Annotated in this window: 25 protein-coding genes and 1 tRNA gene; 9 read left to right on the top strand and 17 right to left on the bottom strand. The window is 62.9% G+C overall.

The annotated features are described in order from the left end of the window. Nucleotides 1-4: 4 nt before the first annotated feature. The 3 genes from pyrH to rpsB all read right to left on the bottom strand — a co-directional run bounded on the left by pyrH (nt 5) and on the right by rpsB (nt 2,608). Nucleotides 5-727, bottom strand: coding sequence for a UMP kinase (gene pyrH, locus AC1DMA_RS00485; protein WP_478123970.1), 723 nt, complete (start codon nt 725-727; stop codon nt 5-7). A 90-nt stretch (nt 728-817) separates the two neighbouring features. Next, nucleotides 818-1,741 (bottom strand): translation elongation factor Ts, encoded by a 924-nt coding sequence (tsf, locus tag AC1DMA_RS00480; RefSeq protein ID WP_478123420.1) that lies wholly within the window; start codon nt 1,739-1,741, stop codon nt 818-820. Between the two features lie 111 nt (nt 1,742-1,852). After that, a complete protein-coding gene (rpsB, locus tag AC1DMA_RS00475) occupies nt 1,853-2,608 on the bottom strand; it encodes a 30S ribosomal protein S2 (protein ID WP_478123421.1) in 756 nt (251 codons plus the stop codon). 208 nt (nt 2,609-2,816) lie between these two features. On the opposite strand from rpsB, the gene AC1DMA_RS00470 reads away from it, so the two are divergent. Genes AC1DMA_RS00470 through AC1DMA_RS00460 form a run of 3 tightly spaced genes read left to right on the top strand, consistent with a single transcriptional unit; the run spans nt 2,817 to nt 6,921 of the window. Then, nucleotides 2,817-4,151 (top strand): amidase, encoded by a 1,335-nt coding sequence (locus tag AC1DMA_RS00470; protein ID WP_478142923.1) that lies wholly within the window; start codon nt 2,817-2,819, stop codon nt 4,149-4,151. 13 nt (nt 4,152-4,164) lie between these two features. Then, complete coding sequence (locus AC1DMA_RS00465) at nt 4,165-5,421, top strand: D-amino acid dehydrogenase (RefSeq protein WP_478123423.1); 1,257 nt, start codon at nt 4,165-4,167, stop codon at nt 5,419-5,421. A gap of 18 nt (nt 5,422-5,439) precedes the next feature. Continuing rightward, the gene (locus AC1DMA_RS00460; RefSeq protein WP_478142922.1) at nt 5,440-6,921 is read left to right on the top strand and encodes an NAD(P)H-hydrate dehydratase; all 1,482 of its coding nucleotides are present in this window, start codon (nt 5,440-5,442) and stop codon (nt 6,919-6,921) included. A gap of 8 nt (nt 6,922-6,929) precedes the next feature. Here the strand turns inward: AC1DMA_RS00460 and AC1DMA_RS00455 are convergent, their stop codons facing one another. Then, entirely contained in the window at nt 6,930-7,691 is a 762-nt protein-coding gene (locus tag AC1DMA_RS00455; protein WP_478123425.1) for an SDR family oxidoreductase, read from the bottom strand. A gap of 15 nt (nt 7,692-7,706) precedes the next feature. Then, nucleotides 7,707-9,959 carry a ribonuclease R gene (gene rnr / locus AC1DMA_RS00450; protein ID WP_478123426.1) on the bottom strand — a complete coding sequence of 751 codons (2,253 nt, stop codon included), beginning with the start codon at nt 9,957-9,959 and terminating at the stop codon, nt 7,707-7,709. Nucleotides 9,960-10,040: 81 nt separating this feature from the next. Between rnr and AC1DMA_RS00445 the strand changes: the two genes are divergently transcribed. The 5 genes from AC1DMA_RS00445 (at nt 10,041) to AC1DMA_RS00425 (ending at nt 12,358) form a co-directional block, all read left to right on the top strand. Then, nucleotides 10,041-10,125 (top strand) — tRNA-Leu (locus tag AC1DMA_RS00445). Nucleotides 10,126-10,352: 227 nt separating this feature from the next. Next, nucleotides 10,353-11,408 carry a tyrosine-type recombinase/integrase gene (locus tag AC1DMA_RS00440; RefSeq protein WP_478142921.1) on the top strand — a complete coding sequence of 352 codons (1,056 nt, stop codon included), beginning with the start codon at nt 10,353-10,355 and terminating at the stop codon, nt 11,406-11,408. A 53-nt stretch (nt 11,409-11,461) separates the two neighbouring features. Further along, nucleotides 11,462-11,779, top strand: a complete 318-nt coding sequence (locus tag AC1DMA_RS00435) for a hypothetical protein (RefSeq protein ID WP_478142920.1) — start codon at nt 11,462-11,464, stop codon at nt 11,777-11,779. 205 nt (nt 11,780-11,984) lie between these two features. Beyond that, nucleotides 11,985-12,161 (top strand): DUF3606 domain-containing protein, encoded by a 177-nt coding sequence (locus AC1DMA_RS00430; RefSeq protein ID WP_478142919.1) that lies wholly within the window; start codon nt 11,985-11,987, stop codon nt 12,159-12,161. After that, nucleotides 12,158-12,358: a hypothetical protein gene (locus AC1DMA_RS00425; RefSeq protein ID WP_478142918.1), complete on the top strand. Its 201-nt coding sequence runs from the start codon at nt 12,158-12,160 to the stop codon at nt 12,356-12,358. Before AC1DMA_RS00430 ends, AC1DMA_RS00425 begins: the two co-directional genes overlap by 4 nt. A 12-nt stretch (nt 12,359-12,370) precedes the next feature. Here the strand turns inward: AC1DMA_RS00425 and AC1DMA_RS00420 are convergent, their stop codons facing one another. After that, nucleotides 12,371-13,033, bottom strand: a complete 663-nt coding sequence (locus tag AC1DMA_RS00420) for an SOS response-associated peptidase (RefSeq protein ID WP_478143336.1) — start codon at nt 13,031-13,033, stop codon at nt 12,371-12,373. A gap of 24 nt (nt 13,034-13,057) precedes the next feature. Further along, the gene (locus AC1DMA_RS00415) at nt 13,058-13,255 is read right to left on the bottom strand and encodes a hypothetical protein (RefSeq protein WP_478142917.1); all 198 of its coding nucleotides are present in this window, start codon (nt 13,253-13,255) and stop codon (nt 13,058-13,060) included. 84 nt (nt 13,256-13,339) lie between these two features. On the opposite strand from AC1DMA_RS00415, the gene AC1DMA_RS00410 reads away from it, so the two are divergent. Continuing rightward, a complete protein-coding gene (locus AC1DMA_RS00410; RefSeq protein ID WP_478142916.1) occupies nt 13,340-13,612 on the top strand; it encodes a hypothetical protein in 273 nt (90 codons plus the stop codon). Nucleotides 13,613-13,643: 31 nt separating this feature from the next. Here the strand turns inward: AC1DMA_RS00410 and AC1DMA_RS00405 are convergent, their stop codons facing one another. The 10 genes from AC1DMA_RS00405 to AC1DMA_RS00360 all read right to left on the bottom strand — a co-directional run bounded on the left by AC1DMA_RS00405 (nt 13,644) and on the right by AC1DMA_RS00360 (nt 20,123). Then, entirely contained in the window at nt 13,644-14,738 is a 1,095-nt protein-coding gene (locus AC1DMA_RS00405; protein WP_478142915.1) for an acyltransferase family protein, read from the bottom strand. 105 nt (nt 14,739-14,843) lie between these two features. Then, entirely contained in the window at nt 14,844-15,401 is a 558-nt protein-coding gene (locus AC1DMA_RS00400; protein WP_478142914.1) for a hypothetical protein, read from the bottom strand. Further along, entirely contained in the window at nt 15,398-15,961 is a 564-nt protein-coding gene (locus AC1DMA_RS00395) for a lysozyme (RefSeq protein ID WP_478142913.1), read from the bottom strand. Before AC1DMA_RS00395 ends, AC1DMA_RS00400 begins: the two co-directional genes overlap by 4 nt. Continuing rightward, a complete protein-coding gene (locus AC1DMA_RS00390) occupies nt 15,958-16,263 on the bottom strand; it encodes a hypothetical protein (protein WP_478142912.1) in 306 nt (101 codons plus the stop codon). Before AC1DMA_RS00390 ends, AC1DMA_RS00395 begins: the two co-directional genes overlap by 4 nt. Then, a complete protein-coding gene (locus AC1DMA_RS00385; RefSeq protein WP_478142911.1) occupies nt 16,253-16,612 on the bottom strand; it encodes a hypothetical protein in 360 nt (119 codons plus the stop codon). Before AC1DMA_RS00385 ends, AC1DMA_RS00390 begins: the two co-directional genes overlap by 11 nt. A gap of 69 nt (nt 16,613-16,681) precedes the next feature. Further along, nucleotides 16,682-17,086, bottom strand: coding sequence for a hypothetical protein (locus tag AC1DMA_RS00380; protein WP_478142910.1), 405 nt, complete (start codon nt 17,084-17,086; stop codon nt 16,682-16,684). Between the two features lie 4 nt (nt 17,087-17,090). Then, nucleotides 17,091-18,077 carry a hypothetical protein gene (locus AC1DMA_RS00375; RefSeq protein WP_478142909.1) on the bottom strand — a complete coding sequence of 329 codons (987 nt, stop codon included), beginning with the start codon at nt 18,075-18,077 and terminating at the stop codon, nt 17,091-17,093. A gap of 12 nt (nt 18,078-18,089) precedes the next feature. After that, complete coding sequence (locus tag AC1DMA_RS00370) at nt 18,090-18,677, bottom strand: YmfQ family protein (protein WP_478142908.1); 588 nt, start codon at nt 18,675-18,677, stop codon at nt 18,090-18,092. Continuing rightward, nucleotides 18,668-19,693 carry a baseplate J/gp47 family protein gene (locus tag AC1DMA_RS00365; protein WP_478142907.1) on the bottom strand — a complete coding sequence of 342 codons (1,026 nt, stop codon included), beginning with the start codon at nt 19,691-19,693 and terminating at the stop codon, nt 18,668-18,670. Before AC1DMA_RS00365 ends, AC1DMA_RS00370 begins: the two co-directional genes overlap by 10 nt. Continuing rightward, the gene (locus AC1DMA_RS00360) at nt 19,686-20,123 is read right to left on the bottom strand and encodes a phage GP46 family protein (protein ID WP_478142906.1); all 438 of its coding nucleotides are present in this window, start codon (nt 20,121-20,123) and stop codon (nt 19,686-19,688) included. The genes AC1DMA_RS00365 and AC1DMA_RS00360 overlap by 8 nt, the downstream gene beginning before the upstream one ends. Between the last annotated feature and the right edge of the window lies 1 nt (nt 20,124).

The following is a 20,124-nucleotide window of genomic DNA, read 5'->3' as shown; positions in this document are numbered from 1 at the left end:
CCGCTCAGGCATGCACCAGCGTGCCTTCGTCCTCGCCCATAACGACGCGCTTCAACGCGCCATTCTTGAAAATCGAGAACACCTTGATCGGCAGATTCTGGTCCCGGCACAGCGCAAAAGCCGTGGCATCCATAATGCCGAGGTTTTGAGCGATAGCTTGGTCGAAGCTCAACATCGAATAGCGGGTTGCGCTCAGGTCTTTCTTGGGATCGGCGGTATACACGCCATCGACCTTGGTCGCCTTGAGGACCAGCTCGGCCCCGATTTCGGCGCCGCGCAGCGCCGCGGCAGTGTCCGTCGTGAAGAACGGGTTGCCGGTGCCGGCAGCAAAAATCACCACTTTGCCTTCTTCCAGATACTGGAGGGCCTTGGGGCGCACATAAGGCTCGACGACCTGCTCGATGGCGATGGCGGACATCACGCGCGCAATGAGGCCTTGCTTGTTCATAGCGTCGGCCAAGGCAAGTGCGTTCATGACAGTCGCCAGCATGCCCATGTAGTCGGCCGTGGCGCGGTCCATTCCGACGGAACCGCCGGCAACGCCACGAAAGATGTTTCCGCCGCCGATCACAACTGCGACTTCGACGCCCATGTTCACCACCTCTGCCACCTCGCCAACCATACGGACGATCGTTGCGCGATTGATGCCAAAGGCGTCGTCGCCCATCAATGCCTCTCCCGACAGCTTCAACAAGATTCGCTTGTGGGCTGGGCGGGCTTCAGGCATGGAGGATTTCCTTTGAGGTTGGCGGGTGCGAGTGTAAGACGTGGTAGCGAGCAGGCAATGGAGCAATGCGCACCATTGCCTGATATCGGCTTAAGCCGCAGCCTTGGCCGCTGCGACTTGGGCGGCGACCTCGGCTGCGAAATCGTCGACCTTCTTTTCGATGCCTTCGCCCACCACATAGAGCGTGAAGGCCTTGATCGACGTGCCAGCTGCCTTGAGCATCTGCTCGACGGTCTGCTTGTCGTTCTTGACGAACGCTTGGTTGTGCAGCGAAACCTCCTTGAGGTACTTCTGCACGCCACCTTCGATGCGCTTGGCAACGATATCCGCAGGCTGAGGTTGCTTGCCGGCGGCTTCAGCTGCCTTGCGATCTTCCTCGGCCTTGCCGGCAGCGACGGCACGTTCCTTTTCGATCAGTTCGCCCGGAACGTCAGCTGCCGAAATTGCGACCGGCTTCATGGCCGCCACGTGCATTGCCACGTCCTTGGCGGCAGTGTCATCGCCTTCGAACTCGACCATGACGCCTATGCGCGTGCCATGCAGGTATGACGCCACCTTGCCATTGCCAGCAAAGCGCTTGAACCGACGGAAGCTCATGTTCTCGCCGATCTTGCCGACGAGACCCTTGCGCACGTCTTCAAGCGTGGGGCCGAAACCGTCTTGCTCGTACGGCAGAGCGCCGAGGGCCGCCAGATCAGCAGGGTTGTGCTTGGCGACCAGCATTGCGGCAGCATTGGCCATCGCGAGGAAGCTGTCGTTCTTCGTCACGAAGTCGGTTTCGCAGTTAATTTCGATCATCGCGCCAGCGTCGCCTTCGACGAATGCCGTGACCACGCCTTCGGCAGTGATTCGACCGGATGCCTTGCCGGCCTTGTTGCCCAGCTTGATGCGCAGAAGCTCTTCTGCCTTTTCCATATTGCCTTCAGCCTCGGTCAAGGCCTTCTTGCATTCCATCATGGGTGCGTCAGTCTTCGCGCGCAGTTCGCCGACCATGCTTGCGGTGATTGTTGCCATGTGTACTCTCCGTTCGGTTTGTCATTGCAGCCGCCCACACCGGGCGCCGCGAAAATCAGATTAAAAAAAAGGGGCTTCGAGGCCCCTTCTTCAGGCTCGAACGAGCTTGAATCAGGCGGAAGCGCCCTCTTCGACCTCGACGAACTCGTCGGAGTTGCCTTCGGACACAGCCTTGACAACGTCGCTGACCGCGCTCGAACGCCCTTCGATGATCGCATCCGCGATGCCGCGGGCGTACAGCGTGACAGCCTTCGACGAGTCGTCGTTGCCAGGGATCACGTAGTCGATGCCTTCAGGCGAATGGTTCGAGTCAACCACACCGATCAGCGGGATGCCGAGCTTCTTGGCTTCGGCAACTGCAATCTTGTGGAAGCCGACGTCGATCACGAAGATAGCGTCCGGCAAAGCGGTCATGTCCTGGATGCCGCCGATGTCTTTTTCGAGCTTTTCAATTTCGCGCGTGAAGGTGAGCTGCTCTTTCTTGCTCAGGCTATCGAGGCCGGCTTCGAGTTGAGCCTTCATGTCCTTCAGACGCTTGATCGAGGTCTTCACGGTCTTGAAGTTGGTCAGCATGCCGCCGAGCCAGCGGGTTTCGACGTAAGGCACGCCGGCGCGGCGCGCCTCGGCGGAGACAATTTCACGAGCTTGGCGCTTGGTGCCCACCATCAGGATGGTGCCGCGATTGGCCGTGAGCTGCTTGGCGTACTTCATCGCGTCCTGGAACATCGGAAGCGACTTTTCCAGGTTGATGATGTGAATCTTGTTGCGATGGCCGAAGATGTACGGGGCCATCTTGGGGTTCCAGAAGCGCGTTTGGTGACCGAAATGGACACCGGCTTCGAGCATTTCGCGCATGGTCGTCGACATAGCAATAACTCCAAAGGTTGGGTCTAAAATCCAGCCCGTTTTGTGCGCCTTCTTTCGATGAAATTCGAAGACTCACAACACCTTGAGTGGGCTGGTTTGCGGATGTGCTTCGCCCTGGAAAAATACCCGGGAAAGTGAGTAAAAGTACCCGGAGCGAAACCCAAAGAGTATAGCACCCACCTCTCCCCTTTTTCGGCCCCAAATCACCATGCGACCTGACTTGCACGCCACCCGCATCACCCTGATGACGGGCGCCTCCGACGCGCGCACTGAAATGGAGCATTCCGTGGCTGCCGCGGAGTCACCCGCCTGCAAGAACGCGTTCACACGCACATTCTTCGCCGAGGCACGCAGGGAAGCCACCAATGCGGCCGCGCATACGCCTTTAGCCGGCCTGGCCTTTTCCATCAAAGACCTGTTCGACGTCGCTGACCAGCCGACCCCCGCGGGGTCCGTTGTACTTTCCCACGCGCCACCAGCCAAGGCTGACGCCGTCGCTGTCGCACGCCTCCGGCACGCCGGGGGCGCATTGTTGGCGCGCACAAACATGACCGAATTCGCCTTCTCGGGTGTCGGTGTCAATCCGCATTTAGGAACCCCGGTGAACCCGAGCGACCCGACAACGCCGCGGATCCCTGGAGGATCGTCCTCCGGCGCGGCGATCTCCGTGTCCACGGGCGCGGCCTTCGTGGGGCTCGGCTCAGATACAGGCGGATCGATCCGGATTCCAGCGGCCCTGAACGGAATCGTCGGCTTCAAGAGCACGGCGCGGCTCGTCCCGGCCGATGGCGCGCTGCCGCTTTCGACCACCCTCGACACCGTCTGCGCGATGACAAGGTCGGTGCGCGATGCTGTCACCGTCCACGAAATCCTGGCGGCCCGTCGAGCCACGCCCGGAAATGCACCGCTGGCGAACTACCGCTTCGCCGTCGCCAAGGAGCTGTTTCAGGACGATCTCGAGCCAGTTGTAGCTGGCGCCTTCGAACGAACGCTCCGAATATTGCGGCAAGCCGGCGCGCACATCGAAGAAGTCAGCCTGCCAGCGCTGGCAGACCTCCCTGCGATCAACGCAACCGGCGGGTTTTCAGCGGCCGAATCCTATGCGTGGCATCGGCTGCTGCTGGAGCGCAGCGGAGCTGGCTATGACCCTCGCGTGGCGCAGCGCATCCTGAAGGGTGCGACGATGAAGGCGTACGAGTACATCGAGTTGGTCAACGCCCGCCGCTCGTGGATCTCTCGCATGGAAACCGCTCTCGCGCCCTTCGACGCGGTCCTTTCACCCACGGTCCCGATGGTGGCCCCTCCCATCGCGAGCGTCGCCCCGGGAGAGGAGCGCGATGCGGCATTTTTCAAGATCAACGCGTTGCTGCTGCGCAATCCTTCGGTCGTCAACATGCTCGACGGCTGCGCGATTTCCATTCCCTGTCATGCGGCGGGGGAACTGCCCGTGGGCCTCATGCTCTGGCACGCCGCCCTGCGCGACGACACGGTGCTGGCGGCCGCGCTGCAGGCCGAGCGTGCCTTCTCAACAAAAAATCAATGACGCAAAGTACCGAATGAAAGTAGCGATCGTGGGAGCCGGCATCATCGGCGTCACCACTGCATGGGAGTTGGCCTGCGACGGCCATGACGTCGTTGTCTTTGAGCGCCGCGGCGCCGCCGCCGAGGAGTCTAGTTTCGCAAATGCCGGTGTCGTGGCGCCAGGATACGTGACGCCATGGGCCGGTCCGGGGATGCGCGGAAAGGTCCTCCGGTCGCTTTTTTCGACGCACGGCGCCATCAAGCTGCGTTGGCCTCTTTCGGCTCGAGATGTGCGCTGGATGGGGCATTGGCAGCGAGCTTGCAAGCTCGAAACCTACTTGGCCAATCGCGCACGCATGCAGCGCCTGGCGTTCTACAGCCGCACGCGCCTGCACGCCATCACCGCCGCGTGCGAACTGGAATACGAACGCAGCGACGGCTATCTGGTGCTCTTGCGCTCAAAGCGCGAGAAGAAACTGGTTCAGGCGGGTCTTGAGGTGCTGCGCGATGCCGGAGCTGCGTTCCGCGAAATCGATGCCGACGAAGCACGCAAGATCGAACCCGCGCTCAGCCATGAGACCGCTCTCGCCGGCGCCATCCACCTGCCTGACGACGAAGTGGCCAATTGCAGGCAGTTCGCGCTGCTTCTCAAGTGGGAAGCCGAGGCCTTGGGCGTTCAGTTTCATTTCAATTGCGACCTCGCGCCCATGAAGCGCTCGGCTCCCACCGAACTCGCGCTGGCGAGCGGCTCCGAGGGCCACCGCTTCGATGCGGTGGTGGTGTGCGCCGGCGTTGCCTCGGCCAACCTGCTGAGGCCGCTGGGCTTGCGTGTTCCGCTCGCACCGGTCTACGGGCACTCCATCAGCGCCAGCATCCGCGAGTCGCTCAATGCGCCGCGTAGTGCAGTCATGGACGAGCGCTACAAAGTTGCCATTTCAAGATTGGGCCAGCGCGTGCGAGTGGCGGGGAGCGCCGAGCTGGGCGGCTCGCTCGACACCCTCAATCCTGCGTCCCTGCAGACGCTCTACAAGGTGCTGCAGGACTGGTTCCCCGGCGCGGTAACGCTCCGCTCAGGCGTCCAGCAATGGAAAGGTGCACGGCCGATGCTGCCAGACGGACCTCCCGTGATCGGCCCGAGCGGGGTACCCGGCGTTTGGCTGAATCTGGGCCACGGATCAAGCGGCTGGGCTCTCTCCTGCGGCAGCGCGCGCGTGCTTGCAGATCTCATGTCAGGCCGGGATCCTGGCATCGATCTCGAGGGGTTGGGAGTCGAGCGCCTGCTGCAACGTTGACGTTCGAGGCATCCAGACGTGCATCGCATTGCTTCCTCCACCTCAGCCGACCTCTTCAACATTGCGGCGGTGCGCCGGATCGAAGAGGCTGCTGCTGCCGCGTTGCCGCCTCATGAGTTGATGCAGCGCGCAGGACTCGCGGTCGCCCGCCTGGCGATGGCCATCGCGCCGCACGCTCGGCACATTTGGATTGCTTGCGGCCCCGGCAACAACGGCGGCGACGGCTTCGAGGCTGCCTGCCATTTGCAGACACGCGGCTTCGCCACCATCGTCACGCGCATCGGCCACGACCACCGGCTAACCGCGGACGCCAAGGCCTCCCTTGAGCGCGCGCAGAAGGCCGGCGTGCTTTTTTCAGAAGCTCCGCCGTCGAACTATGACCTGGCCATTGACGCACTGCTGGGGATCGGCGCTGCAAGACCACCCGGCGGTTTGATGCTGGACTGGCTGCGACTCATGGGCGGCAGTCATGCACCGGTGCTGAGCATCGACACACCTTCGGGCCTGGATGCGGACACCGGCACCCTCTCTTTGAACTACCTTGCTCCTCCGCGGCCCGGCAGAAGCGCCTCGCGCCGTGCATGCCTGAGCCTTCTGACACTCAAGCCGGGCCTTTTCACTGCGCAGGGTCGCGATGCAGCAGGGGATGTTTGGTTTGACGACCTCGGTGTCTCTGGAGCTTCCGAAAAGCCCGTCGCCCGCCTTCCTGGCATTCCGGTACACCTGCCCCGTGTGCAGGCATCCCATAAGGGAAGTTACGGCGACCTCGCAGTGATTGGTGGCGCCCCGGGCATGGCGGGAGCCGCACTCCTGGCGGCCTCCGCCGCGGTCAACGCCGGCGTGGGGCGCGTATTCGTCGCGCCACTTGACGCGGGCATCGTTCCACTGGACGTCCTGCGACCGGAGCTGATGTTCCGCCGCCCCGATACCCTGGACCTTGCAGGGATGACTGTCGTCTGCGGATGCGGCGGGGGGGCGCTCGTGGCCGACGTGTTGCCGCACGTTCTGGAGACTGCTGCGGGACTCGTGGTCGACGCGGATGCGCTCAACGCGATCGCTGGCGATAGCGCCCTGCAGGGTCTGCTGATTGCGCGTACACGCTCCAGACGGCCGACGATCCTCACACCGCATCCACTCGAAGCGGCTCGCTTGCTCGGAGCGGTCACCGCCGACATCCAGAACAACCGTATCGCAGCCGCCACTCGGCTTGCAGCGCAATTCGGCGCCACTGTTGTGCTCAAGGGCTCAGGTACTGTGATCGCCGCGCCCGATGAAGTGCCAGTGATCAATCCCAGCGGCAACGCGCGGCTGGCGACCGCCGGGACCGGCGACGTACTTGCAGGGATGACCGGCGCTGCGCTGGCGGCCGGCCGATCCGCGTTTGCCGCAGCCCTGGAAGCCGTCTGGCACCACGGCGATCTGGCCGATCGCTGGCCAGCCGACATTCCGCTCACAGCGGGGGCTCTCGCCTCCGGCAGCGTCCCTGCCGGCGCCCGTTGATCTGACTTTCAGCCGCGCCCGACAAAGGGCATCTTGGTCGCCATTACCGTGTGGAAAAGCACGTTTGCTTCCAGCGGCAGGTTTGCCATGTAAAGCACCGACTGACCCACGATGGACACATCCATCACGGGCTCGATCGCGACTTCGCCATTCGCCTGCGGAACACCCTTCGTCATACGGGCCGCCAGTTCAGTCAGGGCGTTGCCGACGTCGATCTGACCGACTGCGATGTCGTACTTGCGGCCATCGAGCGATGCCGTCTTGGTCAACCCTTCGACCGCGTGCTTCGTCGCCGTATAGGCGATTGAGTTCGGCCGGGGGGCTGTCGCAGAAATCGACCCGTTGTTGATGATTCGCCCGCCCTTCGGCGTCTGCGATCTCATCGTCCGAAACGCCTGCTGGATGCAATAGAACATGCCGCTCAGGTTGATGTCGACCACACCCCGCCATTGTTCAGGTGTCCAATCCTCGAATGGCCCTGGCGGATTGCCGACGCCGGCATTGTTGAAAAGCAGATCCACGCGTCCAAACTGTTTGACCGTCCCGGCGAACAGCGCCTGCACCGATTCGGGATTGCCCACATCGGTCGACACCGCGAAAGCTCGCGCCCCAGCGCCCGACTCGTTCGCCACCTGCTGCAACGGTTCAAGACGGCGACCCGCCAACGCAACGCTCCAGCCGTCCGCGAGCAATGCCAACGCGGCAGAGCGGCCGATGCCGGTTCCGGCACCGGTGACGATTGCGATGCGGCTCTTGTTCTCCATGCTCATTCATGACTCCTTGGGTCAGCGGCGCGCCTTGCGCCCCTTCATCTTGTTGGTCGCCTTCTTGACGGCTGTCTTGAAAGCCTGCATCGCCGATTGTGGCGCTCGCTCGACCGCTCGGTCGTCGCGCTCCGCAAATGCTTCGGGTTTCTTGCGCGCACTTCGCTTGGCCGATGCCTTGACAGGCACGCCGCTCGGCGCGACACCCTTGTCCTTCATGGCGCGAGTGCCCAATTCTTCGCCTTCGCGCACCAGCCTGAAGTCAATCTTGCGGCCGTCCAGGTCGACCCGACTCACCTGCACGCGGACGCGCGTTCCGATGGCATAGCGGATCCCCGTGCGTTCGCCACGCAATTCTTGTCGCTGCTCATCGAACTTGAAGTACTCGCCGCCGAGTTCCGTGATGTGCACCAGCCCTTCAACGTACATCGCATCGAGCGTGACGAAGATGCCGAACGTCGTGGCCGCCGTGACGACGCCGCCGTATTCCTCCCCGAGATGCTCGCGCATGTACTTGCATTTCAGCCAGGCCTCGACATCGCGGCTGGCTTCGTCGGCCCGGCGCTCGTTGGCACTGCAATGCAGGCCAGCGGCTTCCCAGGCTTGCACCTCCTTGCTCGGTGCCACGGTGGCCTTCTGCGGCTTCGCAGTGGGCGACTTCACGCGCGAAGCCAGCCGTTTGGCGAGCTTGGCGTGTGCCTCGCCGGGTGTCGGCAGCATCGGCAACTGGTACTTGGTTTTTCCAAGGATCGCCTTGATGACGCGATGCACCAGCAAATCCGGATAGCGGCGAATCGGGCTCGTGAAATGCGTATAGGCCTCATAGGCCAGCCCGAAGTGCCCGCTGTTGATCGGCGTGTAGATCGCCTGCTGCATCGAACGCAGCAGCATCGTGTGGATCTGCTGCGCGTCGGGGCGCTCCTTAGTTGCATTGGCAATCGCCTGGAACTCGCCCGGCTTCGGATCGTCCGTGATGGAAAGCCCCACGCCCATGGCCTTGAGATAGCCGCGCAAGATCTCCTTCTTCTCGGGCGTCGGGCCTTCGTGCACACGGTAGAGACCGGGGTGCTTGCCCTCTGCGATGAAGTCGGCGCTGCAGACGTTGGCCGCGAGCATCGCCTCCTCGATCAGGCGGTGCGCTTCGTTGCGCGTGCGCGGCACGATCTTCTCGATGCGGCCAGCGTCGTCGCAAATGATCTGCGTCTCGGTGGTTTCGAAGTCGACAGCACCGCGCTTTGAACGTTGCGAGAGCAGAGCACGGTACGCGTCGTGCAGATTCAGCAGATCCTTGACTCGGTCCTTGCGCTTCTGAGCTTCCGGTCCGCGCGTGTTGCCGAGAATCGCCGCCACTTCGGTGTACGTGAACCGCGCATGACTGAACATGACCGCGGGATAGAACTGGTATGCGTAGATTTCACCATCGGCCGCAACCAACATGTCGCAGACCATGCACAGCCGTTCGACTTCGGGGTTCAGTGAGCACAGCCCGTTCGACAGTTTCTCGGGCAGCATCGGAATGACACGGCGCGGAAAGTACACGCTCGTCGCTCGGTCGTATGCATCGATGTCGATCGCAGAGCCTGTCTGCACATAGGCGCTCACGTCCGCAATGGCAACCAGCAGACGCCAACCCTTGCCTCGGCCGACCTTCGCCGGTTCGCAATACACCGCGTCGTCGAAGTCTCTCGCGTCTTCGCCGTCGATCGTGACCAACGGAATGTCCGTCAGGTCGATGCGCCCCTTCTTGTCGGTTGGGCGGACCTTGTCGGGCAAGGCTTTCGCTTCCGCAAGACAAGCCTCCGAGAACTCGTGAGGCACGCCGTATTTGCGCACGGCAATCTCGATCTCCATGCCCGGGTCGTCAATCTCGCCGAGCACTTCCTTCACGCGCCCCACAGGCTGCCCGAACAGCGCGGGCGGCTCTGTCAACTGAACGACGACGACCTGCCCGACCTTTGCCGTGCCTGTTGCGCCCTTGGGAATCAGAACATCCTGTCCGTAGCGCTTGTCTTCCGGCGCCACGAGCCAGACTCCGCCCTCATGAAGCAAGCGGCCGATGATGGGCTGCCCGGAGCGTTCGATGATCTCGACCACGCGGCCCTCGGGGCGACCGCGCCTGTCCTGCCGCACGACGCGCGCCTTGACGCGGTCCTTGTGCAACACGGCACGCATTTCGTTCGGGGGCAGATAGATGTCGGCCTCACCGTCATCGCGTTGCACGAAGCCGTGACCATCGCGATGTCCTTGGACTGTGCCTTCAACTTCATCCAGCAAGCCGCTGGGATGGCCAATATTTTTGATATGATCTCCTTCTTTCCTGAAATTCAAAACATAACTGCTTTTGCAGGTATGTGGGCCCAGATGGCGGAATTGGTAGACGCACTAGTTTCAGGTACTAGCGAGTAACATCGTGGAGGTTCGAGTCCTCTTCTGGGCACCAAACCTAACCCGTTAAAACCCCGGTAAGTCTTTGATTTACCGGGGTTTTTTCTTGTCCGTGGGGACGAAACCTGGGGACAGCGCAAACGCAAAACCCCCAAAAACTCCCAATGACACCTGCGCGCTGTGGCACCATGCCGTCCCCAGCCCTGTCCCCACGTTTGCACTGACCACGCACCCCCACCAATGGCATCCTTTGAAGACCGAGGCACGTCGACGCGCGTCGTCGTGCGCCTGCCAGGCGGCGGCAAGAAGACCGCCACGTTCGACACGAAAACCGAGGCCGAGGCCTGGGCAGAGCGCATGGAAGCGAAGAAGCGGCTGGGCAAGTTGTCACCGGCCAGAGCGGCCGGCGTCACGGTCGGCGAGCTCTTCGAGGTGTACCTCGAGGCAGTGGCCAGCAAGACGGACTCGGGCAAATGGAACGGTTTACGCCTCATGAAGTGGTGCAAGGACCCGCTCGCGAGCAAGCGGCTGGCAGACATTCTGACGCACGACATCAATGAGTGGATAGAGCGGAGTCTAGCCCAGCCGAGCGATCGGACGAAAAAGGCGGTTGCCGGCGCCACTGTGAATAGGGAATTGAACCTGATGAGCGCCGCGTTCAACTATGCCGTCAAGGACCGCAAGTGGATCGAGGTGAACCCCTGCCACGGCGCCAGGCGCCCGGAACGCGGCAAGGCCCGGAAACGGCCCCTGCTGACGCCTTCGGAGATCAAGGCGATCCGCATCGCGACGGGCTACGACGCCGACCCCCAGCTGCTCACGCTCACGGCCCGCGTGGGCGCCTGCTTCCTGCTCACGCTTGAGACAGGGATGAGATCCGGCGAGCTGCTGCGCGTGCGTCCAGCCGACTACCGCAAGGCCGAGCACCTGGTGCACGTGGCCGCCATCGAGAAAGGTGGCCGGAAGGCCTCCCGAAGCGGCCGAGCCTCCGTCGACCCCAGCCGCAACGTCCCGCTGACGAAGCGGGCCATGGAGCTGCTCGACCAGCTGCTGGCCACCATGCCCAAAGATCAACCCTACATCGTCGGCCTGGACGACAGCCAGCGAGACTCGCTCTGGCGCAAGGCCCGCGACCAGGCCGGCGTGGTGGACCTGCACTTTCACGACACGAAGCACGAAGCGGCGACCAGGCTGTCGAAGTACATCGACGTGCTGGCCCTCTCCCACGCGATCGGCACAAAGGACGTGCGCCTGCTGCGCGACACCTACTACAACCACGACGCGACCCGCGCCGCAGCGATGCTGCCGAACCAGCTCTCGCCAACGCTCAACGCTTGAAGCGCTCGGCCAGCACCGCCCCTCTCCGCTCCACGAGCTAGGATGATCCTGCGATGCAATTCTCCGAACTTCGGGTAGGCGCCCAGTTCCGCTTCTGGCGGCGCGGCAGGCTGCTGACGAAGACGAGCAAGACCACATACACAGGAGAGACCGGCGAGAAAAAAGAATCGGCGCCGGATGCTGAGGTGCGGCCTGAAGACGATGACACTCCAGCCGAGCCAGAGGCTCCTCCCCAACGCGACGACACCGCTGTGATCTCCAACGCGCTCGACGTGTTGGAGGCGAAGGCCGGGCGATCAGAAGAGTTGACCGCGGCGCGCGATGCGCTGCGCAGGCTGTCGGCCATTGCGAAGCTGAAGATCGGCCGCTGAGCTGTTCACCCAATCGGCCGTCCGCCCAATAGACGCGGCGGATAATCGGCGAGATCCATATGGGTCGCAGGTTCACACGCCCGATGGACATTCGCTGTCAGGAAAAGTAGAAGAACCGGTCACGGCCGATCTGGAGTTTTGGGTGCAGCGTCTTCAGTCTATGGCGCGGGCAGAGCCGCGCCTTCAACACGACCTGGAGACCCGCATGAAAGACGACCCGAAGAAGACTGGATTGGACCGCAAGCTCATCGCTCTGGATGAGCCGCATGAGGTGCGCAGCTGGACCGAATCGCTGGGCGTGAGCGAGCAGCAGCTCAAGGCGGCAGTTGCGGCCGTCGGCAACAGCGCGGAGAAGGTGCGCGAGTACCTTCGCAAGAAGTGACCAAGAGAAAAGCTGCCGCCGTGGGGCCCGGCAATGAGGCGTTCGACGCCCATGCGGCGCGGCTACGCGCCTCGCTGAGCAAGGAGGAGCGCAAACCGGCCAAGCGCGCGAAGAGCGACGACGTCGAGCGCCCTCGCGCCAAGCCCACTCCGAAGGCCAAGGCCACTCTTGCCGCGAATCGCAGGCGTGCAGCGTAGACGGACGCCCCTTCAGGCGGCGAGTGGGCCGGCGTCGAAGTCCTCGACCGCGGCCAACGTGAGCAGCTGCTTGGCTTGGTCGACGGTTCCGGCAAGCCAAAGGTTTACATCGCTCTTTCCGATTGGAATCACGGAGCGCTTGTCCTGCTGATCTGGCGGCAGCTTCGGATCAGGCTTGTGCATCCGCGACATGAGCGGGTGCTGATCAGCGTTAAGCGTCAGCATCGTGTACGACTCGTGCACCTCGCCCGTTTCCTTGTCGGTCCAGGTGTTCCACAGGCCGGCCAGGCCCCACGGTTCGCGATCAGCGCGCCGGAACTGCCACCACTGGTTCTTCCCGCTTTCCCAGTTCGGCTCGTCGAAGCTGGAGGCGGGGATGATGCAGCGCTGGCCGCGCTTCCAGGGGTCCTTGAAGGTCGCCTTGGACGCCAGTTCTTCCGAGCGTGCGTTGTTCGTGCTGAAGGTTAGCTTCGCCGTTTTGGCAAACCAGGGGATGAGGCCCCACTGCCCTGTCACGAGCTCGCGCTCGTAGCCAGTCTCGTCTTTGGCCCGGCGAATGAACGGGCCCTGCGCACGCGGGAATACCGCCTTCACCCATGTCGCTGGCGTGTTCGCCCGGACCTGCCAATGGGATTCGATTTCGTAGTCGTCAGGGCTGATGTAGCGATTGCAGATAAGGCCTCCTGCGGGTCTTCAAGATCAGCGCATTGTGCTAGAGCTCGGCACCTGGGCGATCGGCGCCAGCCACTCGGCCGCGGCGACCGCAGGCGGCATGGATCTCAGGTGCTCGTCTTTCCAAAGATCCGCTGCCAGTTCGTCCAGCTGGTCCGGGTCCACGGTGCGCCACTGCCGGTGCAACTGGTGGGCGCAAACGGCAATCCAGTCGTCTCTTTCCATGGGATCAGCATAGCAAAAAGCTGTATGCTTATCCAGTGTTTTAAGAAGTGCCCCTCTACCCTCCCTCGCAGCGCGCTCGATTCGATGAATGTCAAAGTAACCCTGATGCGCAACGCCGGCCGCTGGCTGACCTGGAACCAGAAGCCCAGAGAGTTCTCGGGGCAACTCTTGTCCTTCAGGGTAGCAAGGGACGAAGCGGTAGTGGAGGCGATCGGAGTCGCCGACGGGCCCGAGCTCTACGATCCAAAGATCAAGTCCATCACCGGGAATGAACTGACGATCGTGGGCCTGGAGAAGGTCGAGCGTGCCTGGGTCCTGCAGGAATGGAAGTGCGAGATCCGCCGGGTGACGGCGTGAGTGGACCGCATTCTGACGAGCTGAGCCCGTTTTACTGAACGGTCAGCGTCGGAGGCTGCTGGATGACGACAGACCGCGCAACAAAGGCCGTTCTCATCTTTAGCGCCGGCTTCTCGATCAGCAACCAAGAAGCACCGGCCATCGCAACAGTGGCTGCGGCTGCTAGCGTGAAGATTGACCACGACCCGCTCCAGCCTAGAGCAAGGAAGGTGTGGATCACCAGCATGTGATACAGGTAGATCCCGTATGACAGGTCCTGACCCTTCAGCAGTTGCGGGCGAGGAAAAGTAAAGGCCATCGACAGAACAAGCCCAGCCAAGACAGGCATCAGCAGCGCGTCCATAGGTCCAGCCTGGTAGATGGATGGGACGGTTGCCGTCTGCCATACCAGCCAAAGGTACGCCACAAGCCACAACACCCCTTTGCCCGCGAAGATGACGCTCACCCGTTCCCAGCACAGACGGCCGAGCACCCCGAACGAGAAAATCCAGAAGTGGGAGCCAATCGTCAATGAGAGATATGGGTGGTACTTGTCGGTCAGGTTGACGTGCTGTGCCATGAACCATGAAGCGATGCCACAGACAGCCACCAGAAGGATGCCGAGACGCTTTGTGCGCCGATACGCCTCCAGCACTACCGGCAGCGCCAGATAGAAAGTCAGTTCCACCGTGATGGTCCACAAGACCCCGCTGGTCGCTGCCTTGAAGAAGCCGAGCGAGTAGTAGGGGTCCAGAGAGGACAAGCGGACTCCCCAATCGCGCGCCCCGGTCAGCGCGTACACGGAAAAGTAGACCAGGTACTGAGCCGCATGCCCGATTACCGACAACCCGCCGGTTGCGAACAACGCCAACTCCATTACAGCGATGTTGACGAACAAGGCAGGGAATATCCGCAGCGAACGCTTGACGAAATAGCTCCCTGTCGATGCCGAGCGAAGGTAGGAATCGGTGACGAGAAACCCGCTGATGACGAAGAAGATAGCCACGCCAGGAAACGAAAACAGCAGCCCAAAGGCATAAGAGCTGGTGCTGGGCCCCTTGAGATTCAGCCACAGACACGCATGCGAAAACATTACCTGGCACGCCGCGAAGAGTCTCAGTAGGTCGAAGTTGTTCCGATGGTTCATGCGTCTCGCAGCGTATTGGCCCATGTGGCTCGGCCGCGGCGTACTTTAACTGCTAGTGCCCCAACGCAAAAAAGGCCCCCAGCGCTGAAGCGCTGGGGGCCTTTGTCATGGCGGTGCAGACGACTGCACCAGGTCGGCATAGCTCACTCCGGTGCCGAGGTCGATGGCGTCTCGTTGAGCTTCTCCCGCCACAGCCTGATATTCCGCTGTGCACGCAAGGAATAGTCCTCTTGCGACTTCAGCCGCTCGGCGGCTTGCCGCAAGCTCGCCGGGATAGGCGGCGGAGCTGGGCAGCCCACCACTTCGGGCGGCGGCGTCGAGCCTTGCGACATCGCGCCGCAGCCCGTCAACATCGCCACGATTGCTGCTATCAACAGCACCTGCAGCGCGCTTGCGCGTTTGATTTGCATTTTCAAGCTCCGCGGCCGAGGCTGCCTGTTGATGTTCGAACTTCCGAAAATTCGCATTCGCCGTCAGCGCTACTTGAGCGCGCGCGGCCTCCTGCTTCGCAACCTGCGCCTGCAGGCCGTGCAGCCCGTTGGTGGCGCTGTCGCGCTGGTGGCCGACCCAGCACCCATGCAGCACGCTGGCGGCCACGAGCGAGGCCCACAGCCAGCCAGGCAACAGGCCGAACAGCGCGGCGACTGCCCGCGTTGTCCTCATTGGAACCTTCCCTCTGCCGACTCGATCGCCGATCGCGCATCCATGCCAAGAAACACCAAGCGCTCGGCCTCGCGCCGCCGCTGCAGGCCCTTGAGCACCTGGCCGCCCGACCGATTCCAAGCGGGAAACTGCTCTGCAGCGCCGGCATAGTCGCCGGCATTCAACTTGCGCAGCAACGTCGACGGCGCCCCGCTGGCCAGGCGAGCGATCCCGTCCCGACCAGGCGCGCCTGGCCCGACGTTGTAGAAGATGGAAATCAGCGCGTCGAACTGGCGCTGTGTGAGTGGCACACCGACTGCGCGTCGCACCGCCGGCTCGAAGTCGTGCGCCAGGCGCTTCGCATAGCGCGCTTGGGCCTCGGCCTCGGTGATCTCCAGACCCTCGCGCACGTCGGGACCCGTGTCCCCGTAGCCGATCGTCCAGGGCGCGCCACTCAGGCCGGCGGTCGGCCGTCCCTTGCGAATTGCCAGCGCGAGTGGCGACCCCGGATCGGGATACGCTTTCAGCCGCAGCTTCTCGTAGTGATGATTGAGCTCGTGGCCATCGGCGCCGGTGTTCACAGCAGCTCCCCCTTGACCGTCTCAGGCGGCGCGCCGTTCACCCACAGGCGGCGCGTGAGCACCATGTAGAGCAGCATCCCTCCGAGGCCGGCCGCGTCATCCCAGCTGAAGGCTCGATGGCGCCAGATCCCGCAGAGCGTCCCGAGCGCATAGACCGCGAACAACAGGTAGAGCAGGAACCAACCCCACCTGTGGCGCGAGCTGCGCATCTGGTCGATGCGGCACACGCAAGCAGCCAGCACGACCAGGCTGGCCAGGCTGGCCACGACCAGGCCGGCGTACAGAAGAAAGTCATGCGTCACGGCTGCCGCCCATCTTTCCGATGCGAGCTAGGCCCGCGTTGAGAAGTCCGGCGACGATCTTCTGAGCGCCGAAGCCGCCGACAAGGCTGCACACGATCAGCAGCGCGCGCGACTCACTCGAGAAGAATGACATGGTCCCGGTGCCCACCGCCGCGCCGACCAGGGTCGACAGCGCGATGTAGATGACGGAGCGCACACGCCCCATGCGCTCCTGGTTCTGGAACAGCGCGACTTGTGCGCCGACCATGCCCCAGATCAGCGAGTAGTAGTCAACGCCGAGCAGCGCAAGCGACAGGGCTGACAAGGCCGTCGCAAAGGCATGCGCGCCGGTGATTGTGGGATCGTTCAAGCTGGCTCCGCAAAAAGAAAAGGCCCGCGAATGCGGGCCGGGATCTGATCGAGCGTCGTGCGGTCGGTGCTACAGCGACGAAGCCTCGATGAACAGCGCATCGAGAGCCGCTTCATCGAGGCCCAGGATGGGACCGAGCATGGCGACGATGTCTGAGTTGCGCTCGACGATGGAGGAATAGTTCCATTCGATCGAGGCCGCTTCCTTCTGCGGGCTGGGCAGAGCGGAAATGGCTGGGTCGACCGCTGAGAGTTTGTTGGCACCCAACAGTGCGAGGCGGGCCTGCCGCATCGTCACCGCGGTCGGCACAGTACGTGCCGGCTCGTGCGGAACCCACTGATCGTCGACCCGCCGCCACTTGCCGGACTCGAGCGCGAAATCGTCCTCGACCTCGATGCGCGTGTTGTCCCCTTCGCTCGCCATGAACCCCCAGGCGGTCAGGATGCCGTTCGCGTCAATGAATGCGTGTTTCATGTTCTCACTCTCCCCCGTTCGGATTGCTGTAACCGTCGATGGCAATGTTCACGCTGGGAGCCGTGCCGGCAGTCAGCGTGATGAAGTAGTTGATGTTCTGGCCGACGTTGGGAAGGATGGTGACCCCGCCGTAACTGAACATGTTGAGGTTGAACCCTGCCGTCCCGCCCATCCCGAACTCGTATGCTGTGAAAGCCGTTAGGACCTCAAGTGTCACTACGGATAGATACGTGCCGCTGCCGTTCGCCGTGACAGAGAAAAGCGGAATGCGACTTTTGAATTGCAGCGCGTTCGGCGGGATCGAGCTGGCCAAGGACACCGCGGTGCGGAGTACTTGCGTTCCGCCGCTCACCACCACGGACGAGGTCTTGTACGTGAACCAAGCACCACGGAAGTAACCGCCCGCCAAGACCGATCCACTGCTGAAGTAGACCGCCCCGATGTAGGCCCATGATGTGTAGCCGGCCGGCAATGTCGGCGCCGACGCACTGGCGCTCGACAGCGTGGCTGTCGTACCCGTCGTCGGGTTGTAGATGAAGTAGAAGTGCACCCACGAGCTGGCCGCGAAAGCACCTGCCTGATCACGCCCGTTGGCCGCAGAGCCAGCAGTCAGGACGTTGTTGGTGAACGTCGCAACGCTGACGATCGTCTTGGTCTCGCCGGTCGTCGGGTTTCTCACCGTCACAGCATCAGCCTTGAAGTCGAACTGAGTGTTCGGCGCTCCGGCGTTGTTGGTGCCAACCAGGCCCTGCACGCCGGGCCTGCTGGCGCTCCTGCGCTTGATCGCCTGCGCGAGCTGAGTGAGTACGGCACCATCGAGCACGATGCCTTCGCCCTCGATGAACTGCGCGACCTCCTCCTGCAGCTGGTTGAACCAGTCGGCATTCAGATCGGTTGGAGCTACTCCAAGTGACAGATTCCCGTCCTTGAATCCGTCCTTGCCGGCTCCGTATAGATTGGCTGCCTTCGTGGACGTTGTGATGCGACGCATGGTCTTCCTCTCTCAGGTTTGATACGAAAAAATCACGTTGGTGTGCGCAGGCTTGCGCTCGTTGATCGGGCACTCGATCAGGTTCGGCGTGAACATCTGCAGCGCGTCATTGCAGTCGTCGTTGCAATTCATCAGCCGGAAGTCCGCCACCCCGTGGGGTACGTTCACGCGCCAGGTGAACTCGTCAGCCTGGCTGTACAAGGCATCGTTGCAATCGTCGTTGCAGTTCATCTGCCGGAACTCGTCGATCGTCACGCCAGGCTCGCCATAGCGCTCGGCCAGAGCAATGAAGTAGGCGCGCGACTGCCCCCCTTGTTCTGCCAGCTTGGCCCATGCCAGGCGCTGGCGATCGGCGATCGACAAGCCGAGATTGCTGGTGCACTTATCAGGCAGACCGAGGACGCGCTCCCAATCAGCAAGCATCTCGTTGGCGGTGCGCGGGTCGGCCTCTTCGATCAGCACGTCGATGCGCGCATCCAGGCGCGCCAACTCATCCGCCCATGCGGCGAGCAGGTGGTGTGTCACCTGGTCATTCCAAGCCGGACCGCCGGGCATCAGCCCGCTGAGCATCGCGACATAGTCGTCGGCACTCAGAGCCATGTGATCACTCCCATGGTGGCCATCTGCGCCGTCGTGTGTGGAACGTTTGCAGCGGGCACAGTGACAATGCTGTCGGTCTCGCCGGCAGCGATGCTGATAGCTTCTCGGATGTGGCTCAGCAGAATCGTCACGCCAGGCGCCGATTCCCGATCAAGCATGTCCTGCAGTGAGGCAGTCACAGCAGCACGCGTATCGGCGGTGTCCGGCGTTAGATCGATAGTGAAGTTCAGCGGCACTGCGACGGGCGCGAACACATAGACCTGGGCTGTCACCGGCCGGACCTCCTGGATGTGGTCGTACACGACCGTCACCTCGCCGGCATCCGGGATGATCGAGACGTCGTCATCGCGCACGAAGCGCACAGTCACCGTGCCGGGTCCGGCTTCTTGCGGATAGACCCAGGCGCGGGTGACGCCGGGCACCTGGAGCGCCCATTGCACATAGTCGTTGGCCGAGCCGCCGTTCGGCGGCTCGCGAAGTCGGTCGAGGAAGCGACCGCGCAGGCCGGCGTCGTCCTCCGCATCCGAGCCATTGGTGATCGCGACCACCGGCGCCGCGGTCACCACGCCAGCGATCGGCGTCAGCAGCGAGAGCGTGCCGCTGTCCATGTTCCCCGCAGCGCCGGCGATCGAGGCCAGCACCGGCACTGCGCCTGGCACAACGCTGTCGGCGGTCACGTTGAACTCCGCCCCGTCCGAGGCACGGCGATAGATCGTTCCGGTGGGGATCAGGCCCGTGCCATCGGCCGCCACTGTGCCGCTGGCGAACTCCGCCGGCTTGCGCTCGATGCTGAACATGCCGGCCCAACGCTCGAGGAACTCGGCGTCCGCCGTGTCGTAGATCACCTGGCGCGAGATCCAGTCCAGATAGCCGTGCATCTCGTGCGAGGCGCCGGCGAGTACGCGCGCGAAGACGGTAGAGTCGGCGCGCCGCAGCTGCTCGTCGCTGGTGAGGCGCGACGCCATGTCGGCCAGCGTGCGCGAGATCAGCTGACGAAGGGTCGGTCGGTCAAACATTGAAGTAGCTCCAGGCGTTGTCGAATCGCAAGTCGAGCGGCGCCGCGTTGTCGCGCTCGATAAAGGCACGCAGAGCAACACCGTCCAGGCCTCTGCGCTCGGCGGTCACAGTGACGCGCGACGCGACGCCGTCGTCTAGCAACCACTGCAAGGCCTCCTCGGCGTACTCGCGCGCTCGATTGATGGTCGATAGCGTCACCTTCTCGCGCGCCAGGAGCCAGAGACGCGAGCCGATACGATCGTTTGTCAGCCCATCGAGGCCATCGCCCCACCATCCCCAGCGGATGCCCTCTGTCTTGTCGTCCGGCTTCGATCGGCGCCAGGTGAACAGCGAGATCACGACGGCGCGCACGAGCGGCTGCTCAACTGCGAGCAAAGACGACTCCACCCCGTCGACCTCAATCGACAGGTCTTGTGCATAGCTCGGCATG

The organism is Variovorax sp. 05N34, from assembly GCF_056397405.1.
This window is presented reverse-complemented; position numbering and strand designations above follow the sequence as displayed.

Bases quoted from the DNA above. Each gene is read 5' to 3' on its own strand.
- AC1DMA_RS00405 (WP_478142915.1), bottom strand. From the start codon at position 14,738: ATGAACCATCGGAACAACTTCGACCTACTGAGACTCTTCGCGGCGTGC.
- AC1DMA_RS00400 (WP_478142914.1), bottom strand. From the start codon at position 15,401: ATGAGGACAACGCGGGCAGTCGCCGCGCTGTTCGGCCTGTTGCCTGGC.
- AC1DMA_RS00465 (WP_478123423.1), top strand. From the start codon at position 4,165: ATGAAAGTAGCGATCGTGGGAGCCGGCATCATCGGCGTCACCACTGCA.
- AC1DMA_RS00415 (WP_478142917.1), bottom strand. From the start codon at position 13,255: ATGGAAAGAGACGACTGGATTGCCGTTTGCGCCCACCAGTTGCACCGG.
- AC1DMA_RS00410 (WP_478142916.1), top strand. From the start codon at position 13,340: ATGAATGTCAAAGTAACCCTGATGCGCAACGCCGGCCGCTGGCTGACC.
- AC1DMA_RS00470 (WP_478142923.1), top strand. From the start codon at position 2,817: ATGCGACCTGACTTGCACGCCACCCGCATCACCCTGATGACGGGCGCC.
- AC1DMA_RS00375 (WP_478142909.1), bottom strand. From the start codon at position 18,077: ATGCGTCGCATCACAACGTCCACGAAGGCAGCCAATCTATACGGAGCC.
- AC1DMA_RS00430 (WP_478142919.1), top strand. From the start codon at position 11,985: ATGAAAGACGACCCGAAGAAGACTGGATTGGACCGCAAGCTCATCGCT.
- AC1DMA_RS00370 (WP_478142908.1), bottom strand. From the start codon at position 18,677: ATGGCTCTGAGTGCCGACGACTATGTCGCGATGCTCAGCGGGCTGATG.
- AC1DMA_RS00380 (WP_478142910.1), bottom strand. From the start codon at position 17,086: ATGAAACACGCATTCATTGACGCGAACGGCATCCTGACCGCCTGGGGG.
- tsf (WP_478123420.1), bottom strand. From the start codon at position 1,741: ATGGCAACAATCACCGCAAGCATGGTCGGCGAACTGCGCGCGAAGACT.
- rpsB (WP_478123421.1), bottom strand. From the start codon at position 2,608: ATGTCGACGACCATGCGCGAAATGCTCGAAGCCGGTGTCCATTTCGGT.
- pyrH (WP_478123970.1), bottom strand. From the start codon at position 727: ATGCCTGAAGCCCGCCCAGCCCACAAGCGAATCTTGTTGAAGCTGTCG.
- AC1DMA_RS00455 (WP_478123425.1), bottom strand. From the start codon at position 7,691: ATGAGCATGGAGAACAAGAGCCGCATCGCAATCGTCACCGGTGCCGGA.
- AC1DMA_RS00365 (WP_478142907.1), bottom strand. From the start codon at position 19,693: ATGTTTGACCGACCGACCCTTCGTCAGCTGATCTCGCGCACGCTGGCC.
- AC1DMA_RS00360 (WP_478142906.1), bottom strand. From the start codon at position 20,123: ATGCCGAGCTATGCACAAGACCTGTCGATTGAGGTCGACGGGGTGGAG.
- AC1DMA_RS00435 (WP_478142920.1), top strand. From the start codon at position 11,462: ATGCAATTCTCCGAACTTCGGGTAGGCGCCCAGTTCCGCTTCTGGCGG.